We start from the raw sequence: 24,113 nt of genomic DNA, 5'->3' as shown, positions 1-24,113 counted from the left end.
CACACACCCGCCGCAGCCTTCCGACCACCTTGGGGGCAACCCTGTAAACACTACCGGCTGACCTTCGCAGCACCAAATCGCGGTGCCGGTCCCTGTCTGCCTCCCCCGACTCCCGTGACGAAGTGCTAGCTTCGCCACCTCCGGTTCGCGGAGGTGATCGTCGGGGTATCCCCTGGGCCGTCCAACACTGCGGATCCTGATCGATCCGGCGGCTGTCCGGTTCCCCGTGGGGCAAGAGCAAAGTTACGGTCCTATTGCCGCCGCGTCAAATCCGCAGGTCAGCGTGCTGCGAGTTGATCTTGCCGACAGTGGTTGCAGGTCATCGGTTGTCGGCCCGGCGCGAGCTGTACAAGATGCGGCACGCAGGTGATCGCGTTCACAGGCACGTCGCGGGCCGTGTCCGGCGGCGCACGGTCAGCGACGGACCGCGACCCCCGCCACGGAGCGCTTCCCACGGCGCAGCACCAGATACCGGCCGTGCAGCAGGTCCTCCGGGTCCGGCACGTGGTCGGCGTCGGTGATCCGCACGTTGTTGATGTTCGCGCCGCCCTCCGCGATCGCCCGCCTCGCCTCGGAGAGCGATGAGACGAGGCCGGTGTTCTTGAGCAGCTCCACGATCGAGGGCGCCGCCCCGTCGAACTCCGTCATCCCCACCTCTTCGAGCGCGCCGTGCAGGGTGCGCTCGTCGATGGCCGCGAGGTCGCCCCGGCCGAAGAGCGCGGCGCTTGCCTGCTCCACGGCCTGCCTGGCGGTCTCCCCGTGCACCAGCGCCGTCAGCTCTCCCGCCAGCGCGCGCTGCGCCTCGCGCGCCTGCGGCCGCGACGCCGTCAGCGCCGTCAACTCGTCCAGCTCCGGCAACGGCCGCAGCGAGAACACCCGCAGGTAGCCACCGATGTCCCGGTCGTCGGTGTTGAACCAGAATTGGTAGAAGGCGTAAGGGCTGGTCATCGCCGGATCCAGCCAGACAGCGCCGCCCTCCGTCTTGCCGAACTTGGTGCCGTCGGCCTTGGTGATCAACGGGGTGGCGAGCGCGTGGACGGGCCGCCCTTCGACCTTGCGCACGAGTTCGGTGCCGCTGGTGAGGTTCCCCCACTGGTCACTGCCGCCGGTCTGCAGCGTGCAGCCGTACCGGCGGTACAGCTCCAGGTAGTCCATCCCCTGCAGGATCTGGTAGCTGAACTCGGTGAACGACAGCCCCTCTTCGCTGTTCAGCCGCGCCGACACCGTCTCCTTCGCCAGCATCCGGCCCATCCGGAAGTGCTTCCCGATGTCCCGGAGGAATCCGATCGCGTCGAGTTCGGCAGTCCAGTCGAGGTTGTTCACCACCCGCGCGGCGAACGCGCCGTCGAAATCCACGTAGTGCTCGACCTGGCCGCGAATCCGCTCCACCCAGCCCGCGACGACGTCCGCGGAGTTCAGCACCCGCTCGCCGGACATCCGCGGATCGCCGATCAGCCCGGTCGCCCCGCCGACGAGCATCAACGGGTGGTTGCCGGCCTGCTGGATCCGCCGCATCGTCAACAGCTGCACCAGGTTGCCGATGTGCAGGCTGGGCGCCGTCGGATCGAAACCGACGTAGGCCGTCAGGGGGCCGGCGGCGAGGTCCGCGGCCAATCCCGGGAGACCGGTGTTGTGGGCGATCAGTCCACGGGCGTCCAGATCCGCGAGCAGCGGGGGCAGCTCATCGACGCTCACCTGGACCTCGGTGAACGGTGATTGGTCAGCGGCTGAGAGGGGATCGACGTCGTCATTCGGCACGCGACCATCCTTTCACCGGGCGGGCCCGGTGCCCGCCCATGCCGCCGATCACAGCGAGGAGGCGCCGGACCGGGCGCGGTTGCGCGGCACCCACGCACGGAAGGCGGAGACCGAGGAGTCGTCGGCGATCCAGAACCGCCGCTGCACGTCGGCGGCGGCCGCCACGCCGACTCTGGGCCCGACCCGAACCTCGCCGGTGGCCGGCGGAAGCCCCTCCAGCAACCGGACCGGACCACCGTCCCCCGCAACGAGATCCGCACCGTTGGATGCGGCGTCGAATCCGAGAACGGTGGCCAGTCCGGCGGGTCCGCGGGCCAGTTGATGCTCGGGCGGCGCCGCGCGGCCGGAGCGTCCGCGACGGCGCACCGCCACGTCCACCCCGCTGACCACCCGCCCGGCCCGCAGCAGAACGGCGGATGCCTCGCCGCCGGGGCCGGTGACGATGTTGGCGCACCAGTGCATTCCGTAGACGAAGTACGTGTAGAGGTGTCCGGCCGGCCCGAACATCACCGCGGTGCGCGGAGTTCGGCCCCGGTAGGCGTGGGAGGCCGGGTCGTCGAGACCCGCGTACGCCTCCACCTCGGTCAGCCGAACAGCGACGTCCGACCCGTCCCGGGCCGAAACGACCACCCTGCCCAACAGGTCGCGGGCCACCGTCTCCACGTCGCCCTCGAGGACGTGCCGCGGGATGCGTTCGGCGGACCATTGCATCGGCACATGCTGTCACGATGCCGGGCCGGCTGATCGCCGCTCGGAGACAGTCCCAGGCGGCCACGGTCCCAGGCGGCCACGGTCCCAGGCGGCCACGCTCCCGGGCGGCCACGCTCCCGGGCGGCCACGCTCCCGGGCGGCCACGCTCCCGGGCGGCGACGCGGTCCCAGGCGGCGACCGGCAGGATCGCGGTGCGGAGTGACCGTCGGTGTAAGAGCTCTCACGGACTGTGAAATCGATCATGCCTGCAGAGCTTGATCGCAGAACGGACCACCCGCTAGCCTTTGCATGAACGTTCAACTACTACTGCCGGGGCAAAGCCCAGGGGCGGGTATCCACGGCCGTTCCGGTGCCGGCGCACCCTGACCACCCTGGGGTCACATCCGGGGCTCCCGATCGGACAGAACCTCATCTGTCAGAACGCCGCATCGACCCAACGCCGCATCGACCCAACGCCGCATCGACCCAACGCGGCATCGACACAACGCCGCATCGACCACCCCAGTTCATCGACCAGAACGGAACACCGTGACCAACCTCGCCTTCCGCACCTCCACCGTCTCCACCCGGCAGGACGTCGTCCTGCTGCTCGGAAGAGTCGTCCTCGGCGTCGTCCTCATCGCACACGGCTGGCAGAAGTTCGCCACCAACGGGATTTCCGGCACGGCAGCCGCTTTCGACCAGATGGGGGTCCCGCTGTCCACCGCCAGCGCGACCTTTGCCGCCGTCGTCGAACTGGTCGGCGGCATCGCGTTGATCATCGGTTTCGCCGTTCCCGTTGTCGGACTGCTCGTCGCGCTCGACATGGTCGGTGCGCTGCTGTTCGTCCATGCCGAGAACGGGATCTTCGTCGGCGATGGCGGCTATGAACTCGTCGCCGTGATCGGTGCGCTCGCGTTCGTGCTGGCCGGCGTGGGCGCCGGGCGTTACAGCATCGACGGACTGATCAGCCCGGCGTCGCGACGCAGGTGATCGCCCGTCGGCTATGCCGGTAGGGCCTCGGCCGCGCTCCCGACGGCATCGCGTCGGACCGCCGCCGCGTGCGTGGAGCGCCGCCGGTCAGCACGCCGCAGACCCTCAGCGAACAGGCTGGTGTCGAACCATGTCGGGAATGCGCGGGCCAGCCGACTCGGGCCGAGCAGGCGCGCATCGCCCTTGGCCACCAGGTCGCGGAACGGGGCGACGCCGACCAACCAGCGCTGCATCTGCCGGGTGTCCGCCTCGACCGCCAGGTCGACGTCGTATCCGGGATCGTCCCTGCACACGGTGATCCCGCGCTGTTCCATGCACAGCCAACCAACGGCGCTGCCGGGCCCGGTCAGCACGACATGGACGACCGTGCGCTGTTCCGGCAGTTTCGCCGGGACCGCGTGCTGGTGCAGTCGCCACAACAGCGACAGGCCATCGCATTCCTCGTCGGTGGGGTCGCCGAAATTCCATTCGGCAGCCCAGTGACCGATGGCCCAGACGATGGGGGTGAGCGCCTCGCCGGCCGGCGTCAATTGGTAACGGCCCTGGTGGCCGCGATCACTCCGGGTGCGCTGCACGAGACCGTTGCGTTCCATGGTGCGCAGCCGCTGGGCGAGCAACGACCTGCTCACCCGCGGAATGCCGCGGTGGATCTCGTTGAACCCGCTCGAGCCCACCATCAGCTCCCGGATGATCAGCGGCGTCCACCTGTCGCCCAGCACATCAGCCCCGATCGCGATCGGGCAGTAATCGCCGTAGCTCGACATGACTCCATCATCGCGTCACGGAACTGGTTCGGGTAGTACGAAATCTGCACCGCCGACCCGGCGGATTCGTGCTCAGCTCCGGCCATCTGCCCGCTGACGGCGTCCCTCGACACCACACTCCGACGGCCATTCGCGCCCCCGCAGTGGTACGGGAACAGCACTGGTTCCCGGGTGGCCGTTTCCCGCATTGTCGTTCCCGAGGGTCACCGACCCGGGTGGCCCCGAGACCTGGAGGAGTACGGCGAATGACGACGACAACGGTCCATCCGGATCTGTCGATGGTGAAGGCACGTCAGCAGAAGACCTGGGCGAGTGGCGATTTCGCCGTCGTGGCGGGTCGCATCGTATTGGTCAGCGAGCAACTGGCCGACACCGCGGACCTGCGGGCGGGATGGCGGGTGCTCGACGTTGCCTGCGGGAACGGCAACGCCACACTGGCGGCCGCCCGCTCGGGTACCCACGCCGTGGGCGTCGACTACGTCCCGGCTCTGCTGGAGAACGGCCGCGCCCGGGCCGTGTCCGAAGGTCTTGATGTCGAGTTCCGGCTCGGCGACGCCGAGGACCTGCCCGCCGAGGAAAACTCCTTCGACGCGGCGCTGTCCGTGTTCGGCACCATGTTCGCCCCGGATCACCGGCGCACTGCGGAGGAGATGATCCGGGTCGTGAAGCCGGGCGGAACGGTCGGCCTCGCGTCGTGGACGCCGGACGGTTTCATCGGCCAGATGTTCCGGGTCATCACCAGCCACGTGCCGGCTCCCCCGGGTGTGGCGTCACCGCTGCAGTGGGGAACCGAGAACCACCTGTCGGAGATCTTCGGTGACGCGATCACAGAGCCCCGGTCGGTGACCCGCACCTGCACCCTCCGGTTCACCTCGGCCGAGGAGTTCGTCGCCTTCTTCCGGAAGTGGTACGGGCCGACCTTGAAGGCGTTCGAGGCCCTCGACGAGCAGGGGCGGAAAGCGCTGGCCAACGACCTCGCCAAACTCGCCCGGCAGTGGGACAGCCACCAGGACGGCGGGTCGATCGCGCTGCCCGCGACCTACCTGGAGACCGTCTTCACGGTGCGCTGAGCACCCGGTCGGTGTGCCCTCAGGCGCCGGCGGCCCACCGGCGGTCCGCGTCGACCCTGGCCCGGAGAGCGACCAGCTGTTCGGCCACCCGGGCCGGCGCGGTACCGCCGACGCCGTCCCGGGAGGCCAGCGAGCCGTCCACGGTGAGGACCTCGCGAACGGCCGGCGTCAGCGCGCGATTGACGCCTGCCAGCTCGGCGTCGGTCAGCTCGTCCAGCTGCCGGCCGGACGACTCCGCAAGCGACACACACTGTCCCGCGGCCTCGTGCGCGATGCGGAACGGAACACCCTGGCGCACAAGCCATTCGGCGATGTCGGTGGCGAGCGAGAAACCGGCCGGCGCCATCTCGGCCAGCCGCTGCGTGTCGAAGGTCAACGTCGCCGTCATGCCCGTCACCGCGGGAAGGAGCAGTTCCAGCTGGGCAAGCGAGTCGATCAGCGGCTCCTTGTCCTCCTGCAGGTCCCGGTTGTAGGCCAGCGGCAGCCCCTTCAGGGTCGCCAGAAGGCCGGTGAGATTGCCGATCAGCCGGCCGGTCTTGCCCCGCGCCAGTTCGGCGATATCCGGATTCTTCTTCTGCGGCATGATCGACGACCCGGTCGCGAACGCGTCGTCGAGCCGGGCGTAGCCGAACTCCGCAGTGGTGAAGACGATGACCTCTTCCGCCCACCGGGAAACGTCGACCGCGAGCATGGCCAGCACGAAGGCCAGCTCGGCGGCGAAGTCGCGGGACGCGGTGCCGTCGATCGAGTTCTCCGACGGCGCGTCGAAGCCGAGCTCGGCGGCGACGGCGGCCGGGTCGAGACCGAGGGAGGAACCGGCCAGCGCGCCGGAGCCGTACGGGGACACCGCCGCCCGCCGATCCCAGTCCCGGATCCGGTCGACGTCACGGACCAGCGCCTGCGCGTGGGCGGCCAGATGATGCGCGAGCAGCACCGGCTGCGCATGCTGGAAGTGCGTGCGGCCGGGCATGGCCGCTGCCGGGTGCCGCTCGGCCTGGGCGAGAAAGGCGGACTGCAGGTCCGTCACCAATCCGGCGACGGCGCGCGCCCGGTCCCGGAGGAACATCCGGTACAGCGTGGCCACCTGGTCGTTGCGGGACCGGCCCGCCCTGAGCTTGCCGCCCAGGTCCTTGCCGGCCCGATCGAGCAGGCCACGTTCCAGCGCGGTGTGGACGTCCTCGTCCCCGGGGACAGGCAGGAATTCGCCGGACGCCACGTCGCGGGCGAGGTCGTCCAGCGCGGACAGCATCGCGCCCAGCTCGAGCCGGCTGAGCAGGCCCGCGGCGTGCAGTACCCGCGCGTGCGCCTTCGATCCGGCGATGTCGTACGGCGCCAACACCCAGTCGAAGTGCGTCGAGACACTCAGTGCCGCAAGCGCATCCGACGGGCCGCCGGCGAACCGGCCGCCCCACAGGCTGACCGGAGCGCCACCGTCGCCGGGGGTCGGGGTCACCGACCCGAGACCCGGAGGTCCCGCGCGGTGGCCATCTTCGTGTTGAGGCCCCACAGCCGGACGAAGCCCTTGGCCAGCGACTGGTCGAAGCTGTCCTGCGCGTCGTAGGTGGCGAGGTTGAAGTCGTACAGCGACTCCTCGCTCCGCCGCCCGGTGACGACCGCGGTGCCGTGCGCGAGCGTCATCCGGATCTCCCCGGAGACGTGCAGCTGGCTGTCGGCGATGAACGCGTCAAGCGAGCGCTTGAGCGGCGAGAACCACAGGCCGTCGTAGACCAGCTCGGTCCACCGCTGGCCTACGGTCTGCTTGAACCTGGCCTGCTCACGCTCGACGGTGACGTTCTCCAGCTCGCGGTGCGCCACCAGCAGCGCCAGGGCGCCCGGGGCCTCGTAGATCTCCCGCGACTTGATGCCGACGACCCGGTCTTCGACCATGTCGATCCGGCCGATGCCCTGTGCGCCGGCGCGCCGGTTGAGTTCCTCGATCGCCTGCAGCATCGTCACCGGGCGGCCGTCGATCGCGACGGGCCGACCCTGGTCGAAGGTGATCAGCACCTCGTCGGGCTCGCGAGCCACCGCGGGATCGTCGGTGTACTCGTAGAGGTCTTCGATCGGCGCATTCCAGATGTCCTCCAGGAAGCCGGTTTCCACCGCGCGACCCCAGACGTTCTGGTCGATCGAGTACGGGTTGCTCCGGCTGGTCTGGATCGGCAGGTCGCGCTCCTCGGCGAAGATGATCGCCTTGTCCCGGCTCATCCCGGAATCCCGGACCGGCGCGATGATCTTCAAATCGGGTCCGAGCGCCATGATGGACACCTCGAAGCGGACCTGGTCGTTGCCCTTGCCGGTGCAGCCGTGCGCGACCGTGGTGGCACCGAAGTCGTGGGCGGCCTGCACCAGATGCTTGGCGATGACCGGCCGGGACAGCGAGGACACCAGCGGATAGCGCTCCATGTAGAGCGCATTGGCCTGCAGGGCCGGCAGGCAGTAGTCGTCGGCGAACTCGTCGCGCATGTCTGCGACGACGGCCTCGACCGCTCCGCAGGCGAGCGCGCGCTGCCGGATGGTCTCCATGTCCTCGCCGCCCTGCCCGACGTCACCTGCAACGGCGATCACCTCTGCCCCGGTGGCGTGCGAGATCCAGCCGATCGCCACCGATGTGTCCAGCCCGCCCGAATAGGCCAGGACGATCCGCTCTTTCATCGCTCACTGCTCGCTTTCTGATCTGGTGCTCTTGAGGTTCTGTGGTCCGTTGAAATTCGTCGTCATGGTGTCAGCCACCGTCCCCTGCGGCGTAACCGGCCAATGTCGCGCCGACGTCGGCGCCGGTGAGGCCGTCCCGCGCGACGACCAGGATGGTGTCGTCGCCGGCAATGGTGCCGATGACGTCCGCGAGGCTGGCCCTGTCGATCGCCGACGCGAGGAACTGAGCCGCTCCGGGCGGGGTACGGAGAACCGCGAGGTTGCCGGAGGCCTGATAGGACAGCAGCAGGTCGCCGAGCAGCCTGGCCAGCCTGGACGTGCCGCCGACCATCGGCCGCGGCCCGCCGTCCTCCGGGATCCGGTACACGGTCGCGCCGCCGTCGACGCCGCGCAGCTTGACCGCCCCGAGTTCTTCCAGGTCGCGGGACAGGGTGGCCTGGGTGACCGAGAACCCGCTGTCGGACAGCAGGGTCAGCAGTTCGCCCTGCGAGCGCACCGGGTGGTCCCGGATGAGCTCTGTGATCCGCCCGTGCCTGGCCGCCTTGGTCGCCAGGGCCGTCCCGGCGGTCACCCTGGTCCGCCCTTTGCGACCGCGGCCGGTTCGATCCCGGACTGCTCGAAAAGGAATGCCAGCAGCGCCTTCTGGGCGTGCAACCGGTTCTCGGCCTCGTCCCAGACAGCCGACGACGGTCCGTCGAGCACCTCGTCGGTGATCTCCCAGCCGCGGTGCGCCGGCAGGCAGTGCAACACGATGGCCTCCGCCGCTGCCCGGCCGAGCAGGCCGGCGTTGACCTGGTACGGCCGGAACGGGCCGACCCTGTCCAGCCCGTCGTTCTCCTGCCCCATCGACGTCCAGGTGTCGGTGACCAGCACGTCGGCGCCGTCGACCGCCGCGTCGGGATCGCCGATCAGCTCGATCGACCCGCCCGTCACACCGGCCCGCTTCTTGGCGTCGAGCAGGATGTCACCGTGCGGATCGAAGCCGTGCGGTGACGACACCCGCACCGCCATACCCGCGTTCGCGCCGCCGACCATCAGCGAGTGCGCCATGTTGTTGGAACCGTCGCCGAGGTAGGTCAGCGTCAGGCCGGCGAGCCTGCCCTTGCGTTCCCGGATCGTCTGCAGGTCGGCGAGCACCTGGCAGGGGTGGAATTCGTCGGTCAGCGCGTTGATCACCGGCACCGTCGAGACGCTCGCCAGCGCGTTGATCCGGCGCTGGGCGAAGGTGCGGATCGCCACCGCGTCGACGAACCGGGACAGCACCCGCGAGGTGTCCTCGATGGTCTCCTCGCGGCCGAGCTGCGAGGTGCGGCCGTCGACGATGACCGGCTGTCCGCCGAGCTGGGCGATGCCGACCTCGAACGAGAGCCTGGTCCGGGTCGAGTTCTTCTCGAACACCACCGCGACGGCTCTGCCCGCCAGCGGACGGAACCCGTTGCGGTCGGCCTTGTAGACATCCGCCCGGTCCAGGACGGCGGTGAGCTCGTCCGGCGACAGGTCGTCGTCGCGCAGGAAATGCCGCAGGGACAGCGCGTTCAAGGTCATGATGCTCCCCCTGCAGCGCCGGCGGCCTGCAGGATGTCGGGCAGCGCCGCCACGAAGGAGTCGGCCTGTTCGGTGGACAGGATCAGCGGCGGGGCCAGCCGGAGCACGCCCGGCCCGGGTGCGTTGATCAGGAATCCGGCATCGCGCGCGGCGAGAACGGTTTCCGGGCCGATGTTCTCGGTCAGCACGATGCCCAGCAGCAGGCCGGCGCCGCGGACCTTCTCGATGCTCGGGTGACCGAGGTCGTCGACGGCGGCGGCGATGTGCTTGCCCAGGCTGTCGACATGATCGAGCAGGCCTGCGCTCTCGATGGTCTCCAGGACAGCGAGCGCCGCGGCGGCGGACACCGGGTTCCCGGCGAAGGTGGATCCGTGCTGCCCGGGTTGCAGCAGGTGCGCGGCGTCGCCGATGCCGATCGCGGCGCCGATCGGCAGGCCGCCGCCCAGACCCTTGGCGAGGGTGATGACGTCCGGCACGATGCCCGCCGCCGTGTGCGCGAACCAGTTGCCGGTCCGGCCGATTCCGGTCTGGACCTCGTCGATGACGAGCAACGCACCGTTCTCGGCGGTGATCTGCCGCGCGGCGGCCAGGTAGCCGTCCGGGGCGGGGATGACGCCGGCCTCACCGAGGATGGGTTCGAGAAAGACTGCGGCGACGTCTGTGTCGACGGCACTTGCCAGCGCATCGATGTCCCCGTAGGGGACGAACTCGACGCCGCCGGGCATCGGCTCGAACGGTGCTCGCTTGGCGGGTTGGCCGGTCAGCGCGAGCGCACCCATGGTCCGGCCGTGGAAGGCGCCGTCCGCGGCGATGATCCGCGGCCGGCCGGTGAGGCGGGCGATCTTGAACGCGGCCTCGTTGGCCTCCGCGCCGGAGTTGGCGAAGATCACCCGGCCGGTGTCGCGGGCGCCGCTGATGTCGAGCAGCCGCTCGGCGAGGGTGAGCACGGTCGGGTGCGTGAAGAAGTTCGAGACGTGCCCGAGGGTCGCGACCTGGTCGGACACCGCCCGGACGATCGCCGGGTGCGCGTGGCCGAGCGCGTTGACCGCGATGCCACCGAGCAGGTCCAGGTATTCCTTGCCGTCGGCGTCGGTGACGACCGCGCCGCGGCCGCTGACCAGTTCCACCGGGGGCACGCCGAAGTTGTTCATCAAGGCGTGCGACCAGCGGTCGGCCGCCCGCTGGTTGGCCGAGACCTGCTGTGCGGTTGACGTTGTCGTCACGATGCCTCCATCGTCGGAACGATCATGGTGCCCACGCCTTCATTGGTGACGATCTCCAGCAGGACGGAATGCGGGATGCGGCCGTCGATCACATGAGCCGCTCCGACACCTCCGCGGACGGCGCGCAGGCAGCCCTCCATCTTCGGCACCATGCCGGCCTGCAGGTGCGGCAGCATGTCCTCGAGCGCGTCCGCGGACACGGTGGAGAGCAGCGAGTCGCGGTCCGGCCAGTTCGCGTACAGACCCTCGACGTCGGTCAGCATGACGAGTTTGACGGCGCCCAGGGCGATGGCCAGGGCGGCCGCCGCCGTGTCGGCATTGATGTTGTGCACGACCCCGTTGGTGTCCGGCGCGACCGTCGAGATCACCGGGATGCGACCGGCATCCATCAGGTCGACCACCGCCGCCGGGTTGACGCCGACGACATCGCCGACCAGCCCGATGTCGGTCTGGACGCCGTCCACCAGCACGGTGCGGCGTTCCGCGGTGAACAGACCGGCGTCCTCGCCGGACATCCCGACCGCGAGCGGGCCGTGCGAGTTGATCAGCCCGACCAGTTCCCGGCCGACCTGACCGACCAGCACCATCCGGACGATCTCCATTGTCTCGGGCGTGGTGACCCGGAAGCCGCCCCTGAACTCGCCCTCCATGCCGAGCCTGCCCAGCATCGAGCTGATCTGCGGGCCGCCGCCGTGCACGACCACCGGCCGCAGGCCGACCGTCTGCAGGAACACCATGTCCGCGGCGAAGGCGCGTTTCAGCGCGTCGTCCGTCATGGCGTTGCCGCCGTACTTGACGACGACGATCGCGCCCGCGAAACGACGCAGCCATGGCAGTGCGCCGGCCAGCACCTCGGCGCGGTCCTTCGCGCCTTCCAGCTCCGCCAGCCGGCGGGGCTGGACTGCAGCTCGGACGGCCTGGTTTCCTGGTTGATCGAGAGCGGCGCTCATGTGGAGTACGCCGAGTTCTCGTGGACGTAGGCGTGCGAGAGGTCGTTGGTCAGCACGGTCGCCGTCTCGGTGCCCGCGTGCAGGTCGATGACGACGCGGACGGAGCGGCCGGTGAGGTCGACGCCGTCCCGGTCGTCACCCGTGGCACCGGCCCTGCAGATCCAGACGCCGTTGATCGCCACATCGATGGCGTCCGCGTCGAACTCGACGTCCGGACCGACGGTGCCGACGGCGGCGAGGATCCGGCCCCAGTTGGCGTCCTGGCCGAAGAACGCGGTCTTCACCAGGTTGTTCCGGGCCACCGTCCGGCCGACGGTGACGGCGTCGTCCTCCGTCGCGGCGTGCACCACCTCGATGGCGATCTCCTTGGTGGCACCCTCGGCGTCGGCCAGCAGTTGGGCCGCGAGGTCGGCGCAGCCCCGGGTCACCGCGGCGCCGAGCAGGTCCGGTCCGGGCTCGACACCGGAGGCCCCGGAGGCCAGCAGCAGGACGGTGTCGTTGGTCGACATCGCGCCGTCCGAGTCGAGCCGATCGAAAGTCACTCTGGTCGCCGCCCGCAACGCCGTGTCCAGGGCCGCGGAGTCGGCGACGGCGTCGGTGGTCAGTACGACCAGCATGGTCGCCAGCCCGGGTGCGAGCATACCGGCGCCCTTCGCCATGCCGCCGACGGTGAACCCGCCGACCTCGATCTGCACCGTCTTGGGAACCGAATCGGTGGTCATGATGGCGGTGGCCGCGGCGAGTCCGGCCTCTGCATCGAGGGCGGAGAACGCGCTGTCGACACCTGGCAGCAGTTTGTCCATCGGCAGCGGCAGGCCGATCAAACCTGTTGACGCGACCGCGATCCGCTGCGCGTCGGTGTCCAGCAGCGCAGCGAGATGCTCTGCGGTGGCAACGGTGTCGGCATAGCCGCCCTGTCCGGTGCAGGCATTGGCGCCGCCCGAGTTGAGTACCACGGCGGTCAGTTCCGCCCCCGGCCCGGCCAGGACGCTCTCGCACCAGCGCACCGGCGCGGCCTTGACCCGGTTGCTGGTGAACACGCCGGCGGCGGTGCGGCGCGGGCCGTCGTTGACGACCAGGGCCACGTCGGGCGCACCCGACGATTTGAGCCCGGCCGCGACACCCGCGGCACGGAAGCCCTGCGGCGCGGTGACTCCGATGCTTCTCGGCGTGGCCCCGGGACTGGTGAGGTCGGCGCTGGTGCCGGTTGTTGGGGCAGTGCTCATGGGGCCACTCCGACGGTCGGCAGCCCGCTGGTCTCCGGCAGGCCGAGCGCGAGGTTGAGGCACTGGACGGCCGCGCCGGCCGTGCCCTTGGTCAGGTTGTCCAGGGCGGCGACGACCACCACCCGACCCGCGGCCTCGTCGACGGCGACCTGCAAAAGTGCGGTGTTCGCGCCGAGCGTGGCGGCGGTGCTGGGCCATTGACCCTCGGGCAGCAGGTGCACGAAAGGCTCGTCCGCGTATGCCTTCTCGTAGACGGTGCGGACGTCGGCGATCGTCACGCCGTCGCGGGCGCGTGCGGAAACGGTGGCCAGGATGCCCCTGGACATCGGCACCAGGACTGGTGTGAAGGACACCGTGACCGGTTGCCCGGCGGCGGCCTTCAGGTTCTGGACCATCTCCGGGGTGTGCCGGTGGACCCCGCCGACGCCGTACGCGGACGCCGCGCCCATCACCTCGGAGCCGAGAAGATTCACCTTGGGGGACTTCCCGGCTCCCGAGGTACCGGATGCGGCGACCACGACGACGTCCGGGTGCACCAGGCCGGCGGCGAGCGCCGGGGCCATCGCGAGGGACGCCGAGGTCGGGTAGCAGCCGGGCACGGCGACGCGCTTGGCGTCGCGCAGGGTGTCACGGCCGCCCGGCAGTTCCGGCAACCCGTAGGGCCAGGAACCGGGGTGGTCGCCGCCGTAGAACTGTTGCCACGCAGCGGCGTCGGTGAGCCGGTGGTCGGCGCCGCAGTCGATGACGATGGTGTCCTCGCCCAGTTGTGCGGCCAGTTCGTGCGACTGCCCGTGCGGCAGGGCCAGGAAGACCACGTCGTGACCGGCGAGCACGTCGGCGGTGGTCGGCTCGAGGATCCGGTCCGCCAGCGGCAGCAGGTGCGGTTGGTGTGCGCCGAGGCGATCCCCCGCGTTGCTGAACGCAGTGACCGCGCCGATGGTGACGTCCGGGTGCCCCAGCAACAGGCGCAGCAACTCACCGCCGGCGTACCCGCTGGCGCCGGACACCGCAACGCGGTACGTCATGTGCTCCCCTTCCCGATGGCGGCCTCGAACTATACAACTGACCGCATGATTATCCAATCCGGGGGGTAGTGGGATAGCGAGGGGACGTGCCGCGCGCTCCACCCCGCCACGCGCCCCGCGTTCGCGCGCCCAGCGCCCCCGCGCCCAGTGACGGCTGTGCAGGGTTTCAGAGCCTGTGGGGCCAGCAATTCCCTGCATGCGTGGCAGTGGGCGCCGGGACGAGTCTCCGGGACACAGGGGTCGGCGAGATGGCTGCGGGCCGCCCGCGCGATCAGGTCTGCCGCGCGGCCTGAGCTTGACCGGCGGTGCCGGTCGCCAATGCGGCGCCCACCTGATCGGCCAGTGTGACCGCGACCTGGATCTGTTCCTTGGAGGGTCGGACAACCCGGGTGGACGCGGTCAGCACGAACTGGCCGTAGGTCACACCGCCGCGCTGGACCATCAACGTCATCTTCGAGTCGATCGGCAGGCCCTTGCGCGACACGTCGATCTCGTGTCCGGCGCGAGTCAGAGTTCCCGAGGAATGCAGGGCGGGCAGTCCGGACCGATGGGCGGGGTCGAAGCGGCAGCTGTCGATGTGCAGCACATCGACGATCTGTTGGCATACCCGGTCGATCAGCTCCGCCGTGGAGGATCGGCCGGACGCGACCATCGACGCGGTGCCGAGAACACCGTTCAGGTAGCCCTGCTCCGTGCTGGCCAGCGCTTGCTCGCGGCGCCCCCACAGCGCGACTTCGGTGACCGCGACGCCGATCAGCAGCAGCAGCGCAGCGGTCTCGATGTCGCCGCGGTCGGAGATGCTCAGCGTGTTGTACGGATCGGTGAGGAAGTAGTCGAATCCTGCCGCGCTGGTGAGGGCCGCCACGATGCCGGCCCAGCGGATACCGGTGGAGGCAGCGGCGACGACCAACAGCACCAGGCAGAGAGCCGCGTTGGTGTTCACGATGCTGTCGTGGAACAACGCCAGGATCGCGCACGCCGCCAGCGGGAGGACTGCGGCGACGGCAACCACGAGTGACCGGTGGGCCTGCAGTACCGGGTCGATCTTCATGTCCGTCCAACTCCTCACCGCGAGCCCACCCTCGAAGGCCCGAGCGAAACGCGGTCCGGCTACCGGAGGGCCGCCCTGTGCGAGGCCGTCAACGGTGAGCCGGCTGACCCCCGGCGACCGAGTGCCGCAGTCCTGACTGCTCCTGATCGCCGGTGTGCCGGATGATGACCACCGGGCAAGGAGCGTGGGTCGCGACGTATGCGCTGACCGAGCCGAGCACCGCACTGGAGACCGAGCCGTGGCCGCGCGATCCCACCACCAGGAGGTCTCCGTCCGCCGCTGCGGCGGTGAGCGCCTGTTGGGCCGGACCATGCAGGACCGCCCCAATGACCGCGGCGCGGGAATCAGGAATGGCCCGCTGGATCGAGGAGTGCAGCACGGTACCGGCTTCGGCAGCCCAGTTCGTGTCCGGCAGCGGGAACTCGATGCCCAGCCCGATCGGTATCTCCCAGCAGGTGACGGCCTCGAGGGTCGCGCCGGTGAGTTCCGCCTGCCGCGCTGCCCAGCGCAGAGCGTCCAGTGAGGCCGGTGATCCGTCCACGGCCACGACAATGCGCTGAACCGGCCTGTCGGTCCTGTTCGGACCACCACAGGCCGCGGACGCGGGGACACCGATCGGTTCACTGGGGTTTCCGCGACCACCAGCTTCGTCCGGCGCCATTGGGTTTCTCATGGACGCTCCTCACGGTGCTGGTGCTACACCCTCCATTCAGCTCCTGCCGGCTGATCAGTGGCCAGAGCACAAAGTCCCGGGCTGGAGGCTGCGGGCGCCGACACCGCGGTTGGCCAGGCGGCGAAGTCGGACCGAATGAGGGAACTCGAGACCGTGGTGAGCAATCCGGTCTCACGATGTGATGAACCGAAGCCTTAGCCGCACGAAAACTAGGCCGAATGGCTGATGCCCAGCTATGGTCTTCACCGTGAGCATCCCCGGAAGATCTGTCGTCGTTGCCGTCCTCCTCACGCTGCTGATGCCTCTGCTGTCGGTGACAGATGCGGCGGCCGCAGCGGCCCCGGTGCGTATCACCAAGGTCTTCTACGACCCGCCCGGGAAGGACACCCGCGTCAATGCGCGTTACAACCTGGAGTACGTGGTGATCACGAATACGTCGTCCAAGAGCCAGTCGCTGACCGGTTGGACGCTGACAGACAAGCAGAACCACGTCTACAAGTTCCCCGCCTTCACCCTCGGCGCACGCAAGTCCGTCACCGTGCGCACCGGCAAGGGAACAGCCAATGCCACGACTCGCTTCTACAACTCCGGCAACTACATCTGGAACAACACCGGCGACACCGCGACGCTGAAAAACAAGGCAGGTAAGCAGGTCTCGACCTGCGGCTGGACCAAGGGGACGTCGAGCGGCTACAAGAACTGCTGATCGCGCAGCCGGTCAGGTCACGTGGACCAACAGCGGAACCAGTTGCTCCGCCGGCGTCAGCGAGCCGTGCTGGCCGATCAGCGCCAGCACGTGCGGCGTCGCGGTCCGCGAATCGACCAGCGCGAACGACCCGCGGGCGGCGACCAGCACGTCGCCGATGCGCCCCAGCACCCGGTCCTCGACCGGGCCGAACCACCCCGCCGCGATCGCCTGCGCCCTCGTCCTGACCCATGCCTGGTCGCCCAGTGCGTCCCAGATCCGGCCGGCGACATCCTCAACGGCGCCGGATTGGCAGTACAGCTGCACGAACCGTGCCTCACCGCCGACGACGGACACTCCGGCGGTCAGGTTGGGACGGTCGGCCAGATCGAGTCGGCCGGTGTGCGGGACGTCGACCATCCCGTGGTCGGCGGTGACCACGAGCAGCGTGTCGGGACCCAGCCGCCGGGCCAGCCGGGCGATCTCACGGTCCACCCGGCGCAGCGCCGTCCGCCACTGCACTGACCGCTGCCCGTACAGGTGTCCCGCCGCGTCGACCTCGCCCCAGTAGAGGTACACCAGCGCCGGCCGCGGCTCGGCGAGCAGCCGGAGGGTGGCGTCCACCCGCGCGGGCAGTCGCTTGATGCCGATGAACTCGCCGCCCCGCAGTGCTGCCTGGGTCAGGCCGGACCCGCCGAACTCGGGGTTACCGATCTGGGCGACCCGGACACCCTGGTCGACCATCGCCTGGAAGACGGTGCGGTGCGGCTGCCAGGCCAGCGGATCTGTTGCCGGGTCCCACCGCAGCTCGTTGAGCAGGACGCCGCGATCGGGGTCCATCACCTCGTACCCGACCAGGCCGTGTCGACCCGGAGGCAGACCGGTTCCGAAGGAGCCCAGCGACGTCGCCGTGGTGCTCGGGCACCCTGCCGTCAGCGTGCGTCCGCCGGCCACCATGGATGCCAGGAACGGCGCGGTTCCGGCTTCCTGCTCCAGCAGCTCGTGGCCGAGGCCGTCGACGAGCACCACGCAGGCCCGGCGGGCGGCAGGCAACGCAACGGCGTCGAGGCCGAGGTCAACCCCGAGCGACGCCGCCACGCCGGGAAGCACGCCGAGCAGAGAGCCTTCGTCATACGCGGGAAGAACAGGTTCGGCCCCGACATCGGCCGGTTGCGGCGATGTCACCGCCGATGGGCGGCCGCTGTCATCGCTGACAGGGACTTCGCAAACGCGACCGCGTCGCTCAGCGCGGTCTCCCCTTCGGCATCGGCACTGATCCGCAGCGAGAGGTCGTCGGCCGTGACGCTGCCCGTCATCCCGTGGTCCGCCTCGCACTGCGGATCACCGCAGGTCGCCGGCTCCAGATCGATCCGGGACACCGCACCCCAGCCGATGGTCAGGGTGAGTTCCCGGCCGAGCGCGCCGGGTCGGTACTTCTCCGGGTTGGCGACCACGTGCGCCACCATCACCGACCGCACCGCGGACAGCGGCACCGATTCGCTGGTCGCGATGCCGTGCGCCTCGTCGCCGTGTTCCTCGTCGCCGCCGTGATCGTCGGCGTGCACGAAGATCAGCCGGCCGGGCGTCAGGACGACCACCGACAGGTGCCGGCGGATGGTGTCAAGATCGAACGTCGTCTCGCCGTGCACCAGGTGCGCCAGCACCTCCTCGTCGGCCAGCGCGATGTCCAGGACGTCTGCGACGAGCGCCGGGTAGTACCCCGCCTTCTCGATCTTGCGGACCAGGTCGGTCGGTTGCTTCAACGGCATGGGCACATCGTGGCACCTCGGCGGCGTCGACCACGAACCGGAGCGGCCGGTGTGGACATCCACTCCGCTGTGGAAGCGCCGGGGTCGCCTGCGCAGGTGATCCGCCCGGTCGGGATCATGGTCGCCGTGACGGACGGCAAGGACGGCGTGCTCGCCAGCGGTTTCGGGTCGGGCGGCGAGCGCTGGACACTGGCGGCGACCCCGGGCCCGGGTCGGCTGCGGGCGATGGTCGAGGTGGTGGAGCCGACCGGCAGGCGGTGGGTCGCCGGGTCGACCGGACCGGCGTTGCCGCCCGGGCACCGCTGCGCCACGTTCGTCGGTCGGTCGGGGGAGAGTGCGCATCTGGTGATCGTCAGGGTCGCCGATGACGTGCGCGCCGTGGTGGCGACACTGACCGACGGCACCCGCGAGGATCTGCGGTTGCACGGCGACGCAAGAGTGCTCGGGGCGCGGCTGGCTGTGCTCGTGTGCCCGGCCGGGCCGGACCTGCAGCACCTCGCCGTGATCGGCGCGGACGGCGAGGAACTGCCGGAGCTGGTCTGACGACCGCTCGGCGAGGCGGTCAGCCGCGCAGCACGGCCCCGACCCGCTCCGCCGCCGCGGCCACCGCGGCATCGCGCACCGCTGTCGCGTCCGCCGCCGTCAACGTCCGGTCCGGTGCCCGGACGACCATCGCGAAGGCCAACGACTTCCAGCCCGCGCCCACCTGGTCGCCGGCGTACACGTCGAACAACCGCACCGACTCCAGCAGCTCGCCCCCACCGTCCCGCAGCGCGCGGGTGACATCGGCCGCCCTGGTCGAGGCGTCCACGACGAGCGCCACATCCAGATGCACCGGCGGATACGGGCTGATCACCGGAGCGACGGGCGGCCGGCGGTCCGGCAGCACATCGAGGTCGATCTCGATCGCCGCCGTCCGCGGCGGCAGCCCGAGTCGCTCGACCACCGCAGGGGCAAGCTCGCCTGCGTACCCGATCGGCCAGTCCCCGACCCTGATGCCGGCGCACCGGCCCGGGTGCCAGGGCGCCTGGTCGGCGGCCACCAGACGCAATTCGATGCCTGCCGTTTCACCGATCCGGCGGACCAGCTCGATGGCCTCGGCCCAACCCGCGGGACGGCCCGGACCCCACCATCCCGGGCGCTCGGCCGAACCCGCGAGCACCACGGCGAGGTGCAGCGGCTGGTTCGGCAGTGCAGCGTTCAGCGTGGCGAGAGTGCCGGCGTCCGGCTTGCTGTCGACCGGCGGATCCGGCGGCTTGGGCGCGTTGGTACGAGGCAGGAACACCGATCCCAGCTCGAACACCAACAGGTCCCGGTTTCCGCGGGACAGGTTGCGCTGCACGGTGTCGAGCAATCCGGGCAGCAGGGTGGTGCGCATCAGGGGGCGGTCCGCGTCCAGCGGATTGCGCAGTGCCACCGCCCGCCGCCGGACATCGTCGGCCGCCAGCCCGAGTCCGTCCAGCTCACCGGTCCCGATGAACGGGAAGGACAGCACCTCGGTCAGCCCCGCCGACGCCAGATCCGCGGCGATCAGCCGGTTCCGGCGCTGCGGTGCGGTCAATCCCCGCCCAGCCGGCGCATGCGGCAGAACGGAGGGAATCGAGTCGTAGCCCTCCAGCCGGGCGACCTCCTCGACCAGGTCCGCCGGGCGGGTCAGGTCGGGCCGCCAGGTGGGCGGAGTGACGGTGACAATGCCTGGAAGAGCGGCATTCTCGTCGACGACACAGCCGACCTGGCGCAGCCGGGCAGCGATGGTCGCGGGCTGATACGGGCGGCCCGCCAGGCGTTCCGGCTCGCCGAGCGGGAGCTGGATGTCGTTGCGGGGCAACGGGTTGCCGAGGACGTCCGAGCGCCCGACGATGCCGCCGCCGCCGTAGCGCACCAGCAGTTCGGCCGCGGCCTCGGCGGCCACCGCCGCGATCGCCGGGTCCACGGACCGCTCGAAGCGCCGGGACGCCTCACTCGGCAGCCGGTGACGGCGCGCTGCCCTGGCGATCATCGTCGGCTGCCAGTACGCGGCCTCGATCACCACAGTAGTGGTGTCGGAACTGATCTCGGTCGACTCGCCGCCCATCACACCGGCCAGCGAGATCGCGCCGGACTCGTCGCTGACGACCATGTCGTCGGCGACCAGGGTTCGCTTGACACCATCCAGGGTGACGAGCTTCTCGCCGTCCGCGGCCCGCCGCACGGTGATCGCACCGGTCAACTTGCCGGCGTCGAACGCGTGCAGCGGCTGGCCGAGGTCGATCATCACGTAGTTGGTGACGTCGACGGCGAGCGAGATGGACCGGATCCCGGCGGCGGACAGCCTGCGCCGCAACCAGAACGGGCTCGGCGCCGACGGGTTGATGCCCTCCACCCGGACGGTGACGAAACGCGCGCAGCCGTCTGGGTCGTCGATCGTCACCGGCCAGCCGCCCTCCGCCCGGTCCGGCAGATCGCGGTCGGCCGGATCGGAATAGGGCACATCGAAGGCGGCCGCCATCTCCCTGGCCAGGCCGCGGATGGACAGCGCGTACCCGCGGTCCGGGGTGATGGCGAGTTCGATGACGGCGTCGTCCGCGCCGATCAGCGCGCGGGCATCGGTGCCCGGCTCGGCGATGGGACCGAGCACCAGGATGCCGTCGTGCTCGGTGCCGATGCCGAGTTCGCGGACGGAGCAGATCATCCCGTCGGAGATGCGGCCGTAGGTCTTGCGGCTGGCGATTTCGAAGCCACCCGGCAGCACGGCACCGGGCAGGGCGACCACCACGGTGTCACCCTCGCCGAAGTTGGTGGCGCCGCAGATGATGCCGCGGGGCTCGTCGCTGCCGTCCGGTCCGTTGCCCGGCCCGACGTCGACGGTGCAGAAACGGATGGGCTTCTTCAGGCCCGTCAGTTCCTCGACGGTGAGCACCGTGCCCACGACGAGTGGCCCCTCGGTCGCGGGCACGGCATGAACACCCTCCACCTCGAAACCGACCCGCAGCAAGGCATCGGTCAGATCTTGGGTGGTTGTGCCGGTCGGCAGGCTGACGGCGTCGGCGAGCCACTGTGATGACAGGTGCACGGCTCAGACCTCCGATCCGAATGCGGCGGTGAACCGGACGTCGCCCTCGACGAGGTCGCGCATGTCCGGGATCTGGTTGCGGAACTGCAGCGTGCGTTCGATGCCCATCCCGAACGCGAAGCCGCTCCACTCCGCCGGATCCAGCCCGCAGGCCCGTAGGACGTTCGGGTCGACCATGCCGCAGCCGCCCCATTCGACCCAGCCTGCGCCGCCCTTCTTGTCCGGGAAGTAGACGTCCATCTCGGCGCTGGGCTCGGTGAACGGGAAGAACGACGGCCGCAGCCTGGTCCGCGAACCGGAGCCGAACATCGCCTTCGCGAAGTGGTCCAGGGTGCCCTTCAGGTGCGCCATCGACAGGTTGCGGTCGATGGCCAGGCCCTCGACCTGGTGGAAGACGGGGGTGTGGGTGGCGTCCAGCTCATCGGTCCGGTAGACCCGGCCGGGGCAGGTGACGTAGATCGGCGGCTCCCGGTCGAGCATGGTGCGCACCTGAACCGGGGAGGTGTGGGTGCGCAGCACCAGGCCGGTGTCCGCGGCCGAACCGGGTCCCTGCAGGGCGGCACCGACCGGCCCGGCGACGTAGAACGAATCCTGCATGGCCCGGGCCGGGTGGTCCTTCGCGAAGTTGAGGGCGTCGAAGTTGAACCACTCGGTCTCCAGTTCGGGCCCCTCGGCGATCTCCCAGCCCATCGCGACGAAGACGTCCCCGATCCGCGACATCATCGTCGAGATCGGATGCGGCGACCCGGCCGGCAGCCGGTCGTACGGGAGGGTGACGTCGACCGTCTCCTCCACCAGCACCCTGGCGTCACGCTCGGCGATGAGGGTGGTCTCCCGGGCCGCGATCGCGGCGTTCACCCGGCCTCTGGCCTGGCCGATTCCTTTCCCGGCGGCGGCCTTGTCCGCCTTCGGCAGGTCGGCGATTGCCCGGTTGGCCAGGGCGAGCGGGCTGCGGTCGCCGGCGTGGGCGAGCCGAGCCACCTTCAGCGCGTCGAGATCGCCGGCGGCGGCGACCGCGGCCAGCGCGTCAGCCGTCGCCGCCTCGACACCGGCGGCGTCGGTCGGGCTCGGGTGATCGCTGGCAGGAGCAGGGGTGGACATACGAACCTTCCGGGCGGGGGCGGCCAGGGCCAGCAGGCAGTCTAGGCGTCCGGCCGCCCCGGCCGGTTCGCGACCGGTCAGCCGGTCGCGCCCACCTCGACGGCGATCCGCGGGTATTCCGGGCGCCACATCGCGGCGTGCACCTGCTGGATCGGGTCGTGCAGCTCCACGCGCGCCAGGCCCTCCTCGGCAGCCGTCCTGGCGACCGCGATCGCGACGGCCGCGGACACCGTGCGCAGGTCCGTCATCGGCGGCAGCAACGAGGCGCCGGCGGTCCGGGCGTCGGACAGGCCGGCGACCGCGTCCGCCGCCGCGGCGATCATCCGGTCGCTGATCCGGGTGGCCTTGACCACCGCGACACCCAGGCCGAGGCCCGGGAACACCAGTGCGTTGTTGGCCTGGGCGATCGTGTAGCTGGTGCCGTCGTGGGTCACCGGTTCGAAGGGGCTGCCGGTGGCGGTGAGCACCCGGCCACCGGTCCAGGCGAGCAGGTCGGCCGGCAGCGCCTCGGCCTTCGAGGTCGGGTTCGACAGCGGCATGATGATCGGCCGCTCCACGTGTGCGGCCATGTCCCGGACGATCGCCTCGGTGAAGGCGCCGGCCTGGGTGGAGGTGCCAATGAGCATCGTCGGATGCGCGCGGGCGACCACCTCGGCGAGGCCGACCGTGGCGCCGGGCGGTGCCCAGTCGGCCACTTCGTCGCGCGGCCGGGCGTAGGGCTGCTGGAAGTCCAGCAGATTCGGCGCGTCGTCGAGCAGCAGGCCGGCGCGGCCCAGCGGGTAGAAGCGCCGGGTGGCCTCCTGCGGGGAAAGACCCTCGCGGATCATCTGGTCGCGCATCATGTCGGCGATCCCGAGGCCGGCGGTCCCGGCCCCGTGGATGACCACCCGCTGGTCGCGCATCCGCGTCCCGGCCGCGCGGACCGCCGAGAACGCGGCGGCCAGGACAACCGCTGCGGTGCCCTGCATGTCGTCGTTGAACGTGCAGACCTGGTCGGCGTACTTGTTGAGGATCCGGCGGGCGTTGGTGGCTCCGAAGTCCTCCCAGTGCAGCATGGCCGACGGGAACAGCTTCTGGACGGCGGTGACGTAGGCGTCGATCAGGGTGTCGTAGCGGGCGTCGCGGACCCTGGCATGCCGCTCGCCCAGGTAGAGCTCGTCGTTGAGCAGTTTGAGGTTGTCGGTGCCCATGTCCAGCACGACGGGCAGCACCCGGCGCGGGTGAATGCCCGCGGCGGCGGTGTAGACAGCGAGCTTGCCGATGGAGATCTCGATCCCGCCGACCCCCTGGTCGCCGATGCCCAGGATGCCCTCGGAGTCGGTGGCCACCAGCAGGTCCAGGTCGTCCGGCCCGAGACCCGTGTTGCGCAAGGCGGTTTCGACGTCCTCCGGGTGGTCCACCGACAGGTACACGCCGCGGGTGCGGCGGAACTCGTGGCTGAACCGTTCGATGGCCAGCCCGACGGTCGGGGTGTAGACGACCGGCAGCATCTCGGAGATGTGCTCGGTGAGCAGCCGGTAGAACAGCACCTCGTTGCGATCGCGGAGGTTCGCCAGGTACACCCACTTGCGCAGGTCGTTGGCCTGCTCGCCGTACTGGGCGTACACCCGTCGCAGCTGGCCCTCCAGCGTCGTCACACCCGTCGGGAGCAACCCCTTGAGTCCCAACGCTTCCCGCTCCTCGTAGGTGAAGGCGGTACCCCGGTTGATGGTCGGCGTCGCGAGCACGGCGCTGCCCCTGGCATTGATCTTGGCGACGACCCCGTTCGAGGTCGGCACGAGCTCATAAGGTCCGTCGGTCATCTCAAAGCCTTCCGGGCGGTGTGGGTGGTGTGCGGGGGGGTTGCGGTATAGAACAGCGCCCGGGCGTGGTGGGGAAACCAC

Annotated in this window: 22 protein-coding genes; 4 read left to right on the top strand and 18 right to left on the bottom strand. The window is 70.3% G+C overall.

Going from position 1 to position 24,113, the window contains the following annotated elements:
- Positions 1-414: 414 nt before the first annotated feature.
- Together tyrS and ACVBEQ_RS19835 are read right to left on the bottom strand one after the other, a co-directional pair.
- A complete protein-coding gene (tyrS, locus tag ACVBEQ_RS19840; RefSeq protein ID WP_447155035.1) occupies positions 415-1,680 on the bottom strand; it encodes a tyrosine--tRNA ligase in 1,266 nt (421 codons plus the stop codon).
- Between the two features lie 126 nt (positions 1,681-1,806).
- On the bottom strand, positions 1,807-2,469 hold the full coding sequence (locus ACVBEQ_RS19835; protein ID WP_447155026.1) for a DNA-3-methyladenine glycosylase: 663 nt from the start codon (positions 2,467-2,469) through the stop codon (positions 1,807-1,809).
- A 528-nt stretch (positions 2,470-2,997) separates the two neighbouring features.
- Here ACVBEQ_RS19835 and ACVBEQ_RS19830 point away from each other — a divergent pair.
- Entirely contained in the window at positions 2,998-3,441 is a 444-nt protein-coding gene (locus ACVBEQ_RS19830) for a DoxX family protein (protein WP_447155025.1), read from the top strand.
- Between the two features lie 11 nt (positions 3,442-3,452).
- On the opposite strand, the gene ACVBEQ_RS19825 is transcribed toward ACVBEQ_RS19830, so the two are convergent.
- The gene (locus ACVBEQ_RS19825) at positions 3,453-4,205 is read right to left on the bottom strand and encodes a winged helix-turn-helix transcriptional regulator (RefSeq protein WP_447155024.1); all 753 of its coding nucleotides are present in this window, start codon (positions 4,203-4,205) and stop codon (positions 3,453-3,455) included.
- A gap of 245 nt (positions 4,206-4,450) precedes the next feature.
- Between ACVBEQ_RS19825 and ACVBEQ_RS19820 the strand changes: the two genes are divergently transcribed.
- Complete coding sequence (locus ACVBEQ_RS19820; protein WP_447155023.1) at positions 4,451-5,275, top strand: class I SAM-dependent methyltransferase; 825 nt, start codon at positions 4,451-4,453, stop codon at positions 5,273-5,275.
- 19 nt (positions 5,276-5,294) lie between these two features.
- Here the strand turns inward: ACVBEQ_RS19820 and argH are convergent, their stop codons facing one another.
- The 10 genes from argH to ACVBEQ_RS19770 all read right to left on the bottom strand — a co-directional run bounded on the left by argH (position 5,295) and on the right by ACVBEQ_RS19770 (position 15,491).
- A complete protein-coding gene (gene argH, locus ACVBEQ_RS19815; RefSeq protein ID WP_447155022.1) occupies positions 5,295-6,728 on the bottom strand; it encodes an argininosuccinate lyase in 1,434 nt (477 codons plus the stop codon).
- A complete protein-coding gene (locus tag ACVBEQ_RS19810; RefSeq protein ID WP_447155021.1) occupies positions 6,725-7,930 on the bottom strand; it encodes an argininosuccinate synthase in 1,206 nt (401 codons plus the stop codon). Before ACVBEQ_RS19810 ends, argH begins: the two co-directional genes overlap by 4 nt.
- Positions 7,931-8,000: 70 nt before the next feature.
- A complete protein-coding gene (locus tag ACVBEQ_RS19805; protein ID WP_447155020.1) occupies positions 8,001-8,501 on the bottom strand; it encodes an arginine repressor in 501 nt (166 codons plus the stop codon).
- Positions 8,498-9,475: an ornithine carbamoyltransferase gene (gene argF, locus ACVBEQ_RS19800; protein ID WP_447155019.1), complete on the bottom strand. Its 978-nt coding sequence runs from the start codon at positions 9,473-9,475 to the stop codon at positions 8,498-8,500. The genes ACVBEQ_RS19805 and argF overlap by 4 nt, the downstream gene beginning before the upstream one ends.
- Positions 9,472-10,698: an acetylornithine transaminase gene (locus ACVBEQ_RS19795; RefSeq protein WP_447155018.1), complete on the bottom strand. Its 1,227-nt coding sequence runs from the start codon at positions 10,696-10,698 to the stop codon at positions 9,472-9,474. Before ACVBEQ_RS19795 ends, argF begins: the two co-directional genes overlap by 4 nt.
- Positions 10,695-11,648, bottom strand: coding sequence for an acetylglutamate kinase (gene argB, locus ACVBEQ_RS19790; RefSeq protein WP_447155017.1), 954 nt, complete (start codon positions 11,646-11,648; stop codon positions 10,695-10,697). The genes ACVBEQ_RS19795 and argB overlap by 4 nt, the downstream gene beginning before the upstream one ends.
- Complete coding sequence (argJ, locus tag ACVBEQ_RS19785; protein WP_447155034.1) at positions 11,645-12,808, bottom strand: bifunctional glutamate N-acetyltransferase/amino-acid acetyltransferase ArgJ; 1,164 nt, start codon at positions 12,806-12,808, stop codon at positions 11,645-11,647. Before argJ ends, argB begins: the two co-directional genes overlap by 4 nt.
- A gap of 62 nt (positions 12,809-12,870) precedes the next feature.
- Entirely contained in the window at positions 12,871-13,899 is a 1,029-nt protein-coding gene (gene argC, locus ACVBEQ_RS19780; RefSeq protein ID WP_447155016.1) for an N-acetyl-gamma-glutamyl-phosphate reductase, read from the bottom strand.
- Between the two features lie 271 nt (positions 13,900-14,170).
- Complete coding sequence (locus ACVBEQ_RS19775) at positions 14,171-14,950, bottom strand: DUF4118 domain-containing protein (RefSeq protein WP_447155015.1); 780 nt, start codon at positions 14,948-14,950, stop codon at positions 14,171-14,173.
- 88 nt (positions 14,951-15,038) lie between these two features.
- Positions 15,039-15,491, bottom strand: coding sequence for a universal stress protein (locus ACVBEQ_RS19770; RefSeq protein WP_447155014.1), 453 nt, complete (start codon positions 15,489-15,491; stop codon positions 15,039-15,041).
- Positions 15,492-15,870: 379 nt separating this feature from the next.
- On the opposite strand from ACVBEQ_RS19770, the gene ACVBEQ_RS19765 reads away from it, so the two are divergent.
- Entirely contained in the window at positions 15,871-16,329 is a 459-nt protein-coding gene (locus ACVBEQ_RS19765) for a lamin tail domain-containing protein (protein ID WP_447155013.1), read from the top strand.
- Between the two features lie 12 nt (positions 16,330-16,341).
- Here ACVBEQ_RS19765 and ACVBEQ_RS19760 read toward each other — a convergent pair whose 3' ends face one another.
- A complete protein-coding gene (locus ACVBEQ_RS19760) occupies positions 16,342-17,493 on the bottom strand; it encodes an alkaline phosphatase family protein (RefSeq protein WP_447155012.1) in 1,152 nt (383 codons plus the stop codon).
- Positions 17,490-18,077, bottom strand: a complete 588-nt coding sequence (locus ACVBEQ_RS19755) for a DUF5998 family protein (protein ID WP_447155011.1) — start codon at positions 18,075-18,077, stop codon at positions 17,490-17,492. The genes ACVBEQ_RS19760 and ACVBEQ_RS19755 overlap by 4 nt, the downstream gene beginning before the upstream one ends.
- Positions 18,078-18,173: 96 nt before the next feature.
- On the opposite strand from ACVBEQ_RS19755, the gene ACVBEQ_RS19750 reads away from it, so the two are divergent.
- Entirely contained in the window at positions 18,174-18,620 is a 447-nt protein-coding gene (locus ACVBEQ_RS19750) for a hypothetical protein (RefSeq protein WP_447155010.1), read from the top strand.
- A 19-nt stretch (positions 18,621-18,639) separates the two neighbouring features.
- Here the strand turns inward: ACVBEQ_RS19750 and pheT are convergent, their stop codons facing one another.
- The 3 genes from pheT to ACVBEQ_RS19735 all read right to left on the bottom strand — a co-directional run bounded on the left by pheT (position 18,640) and on the right by ACVBEQ_RS19735 (position 24,032).
- On the bottom strand, positions 18,640-21,129 hold the full coding sequence (gene pheT / locus ACVBEQ_RS19745; RefSeq protein ID WP_447155009.1) for a phenylalanine--tRNA ligase subunit beta: 2,490 nt from the start codon (positions 21,127-21,129) through the stop codon (positions 18,640-18,642).
- A gap of 3 nt (positions 21,130-21,132) precedes the next feature.
- Complete coding sequence (gene pheS / locus ACVBEQ_RS19740; protein ID WP_447155008.1) at positions 21,133-22,230, bottom strand: phenylalanine--tRNA ligase subunit alpha; 1,098 nt, start codon at positions 22,228-22,230, stop codon at positions 21,133-21,135.
- Between the two features lie 77 nt (positions 22,231-22,307).
- Positions 22,308-24,032 carry an NAD-dependent malic enzyme gene (locus ACVBEQ_RS19735; RefSeq protein ID WP_447155007.1) on the bottom strand — a complete coding sequence of 575 codons (1,725 nt, stop codon included), beginning with the start codon at positions 24,030-24,032 and terminating at the stop codon, positions 22,308-22,310.
- Positions 24,033-24,113 lie beyond the last annotated feature (81 nt).

It is taken from the genome of Nakamurella sp. GG22 (assembly GCF_052976845.2).
Note: the sequence above shows the minus strand (reverse complement) of the source record. Positions and strands in the feature narration are given on the sequence as shown.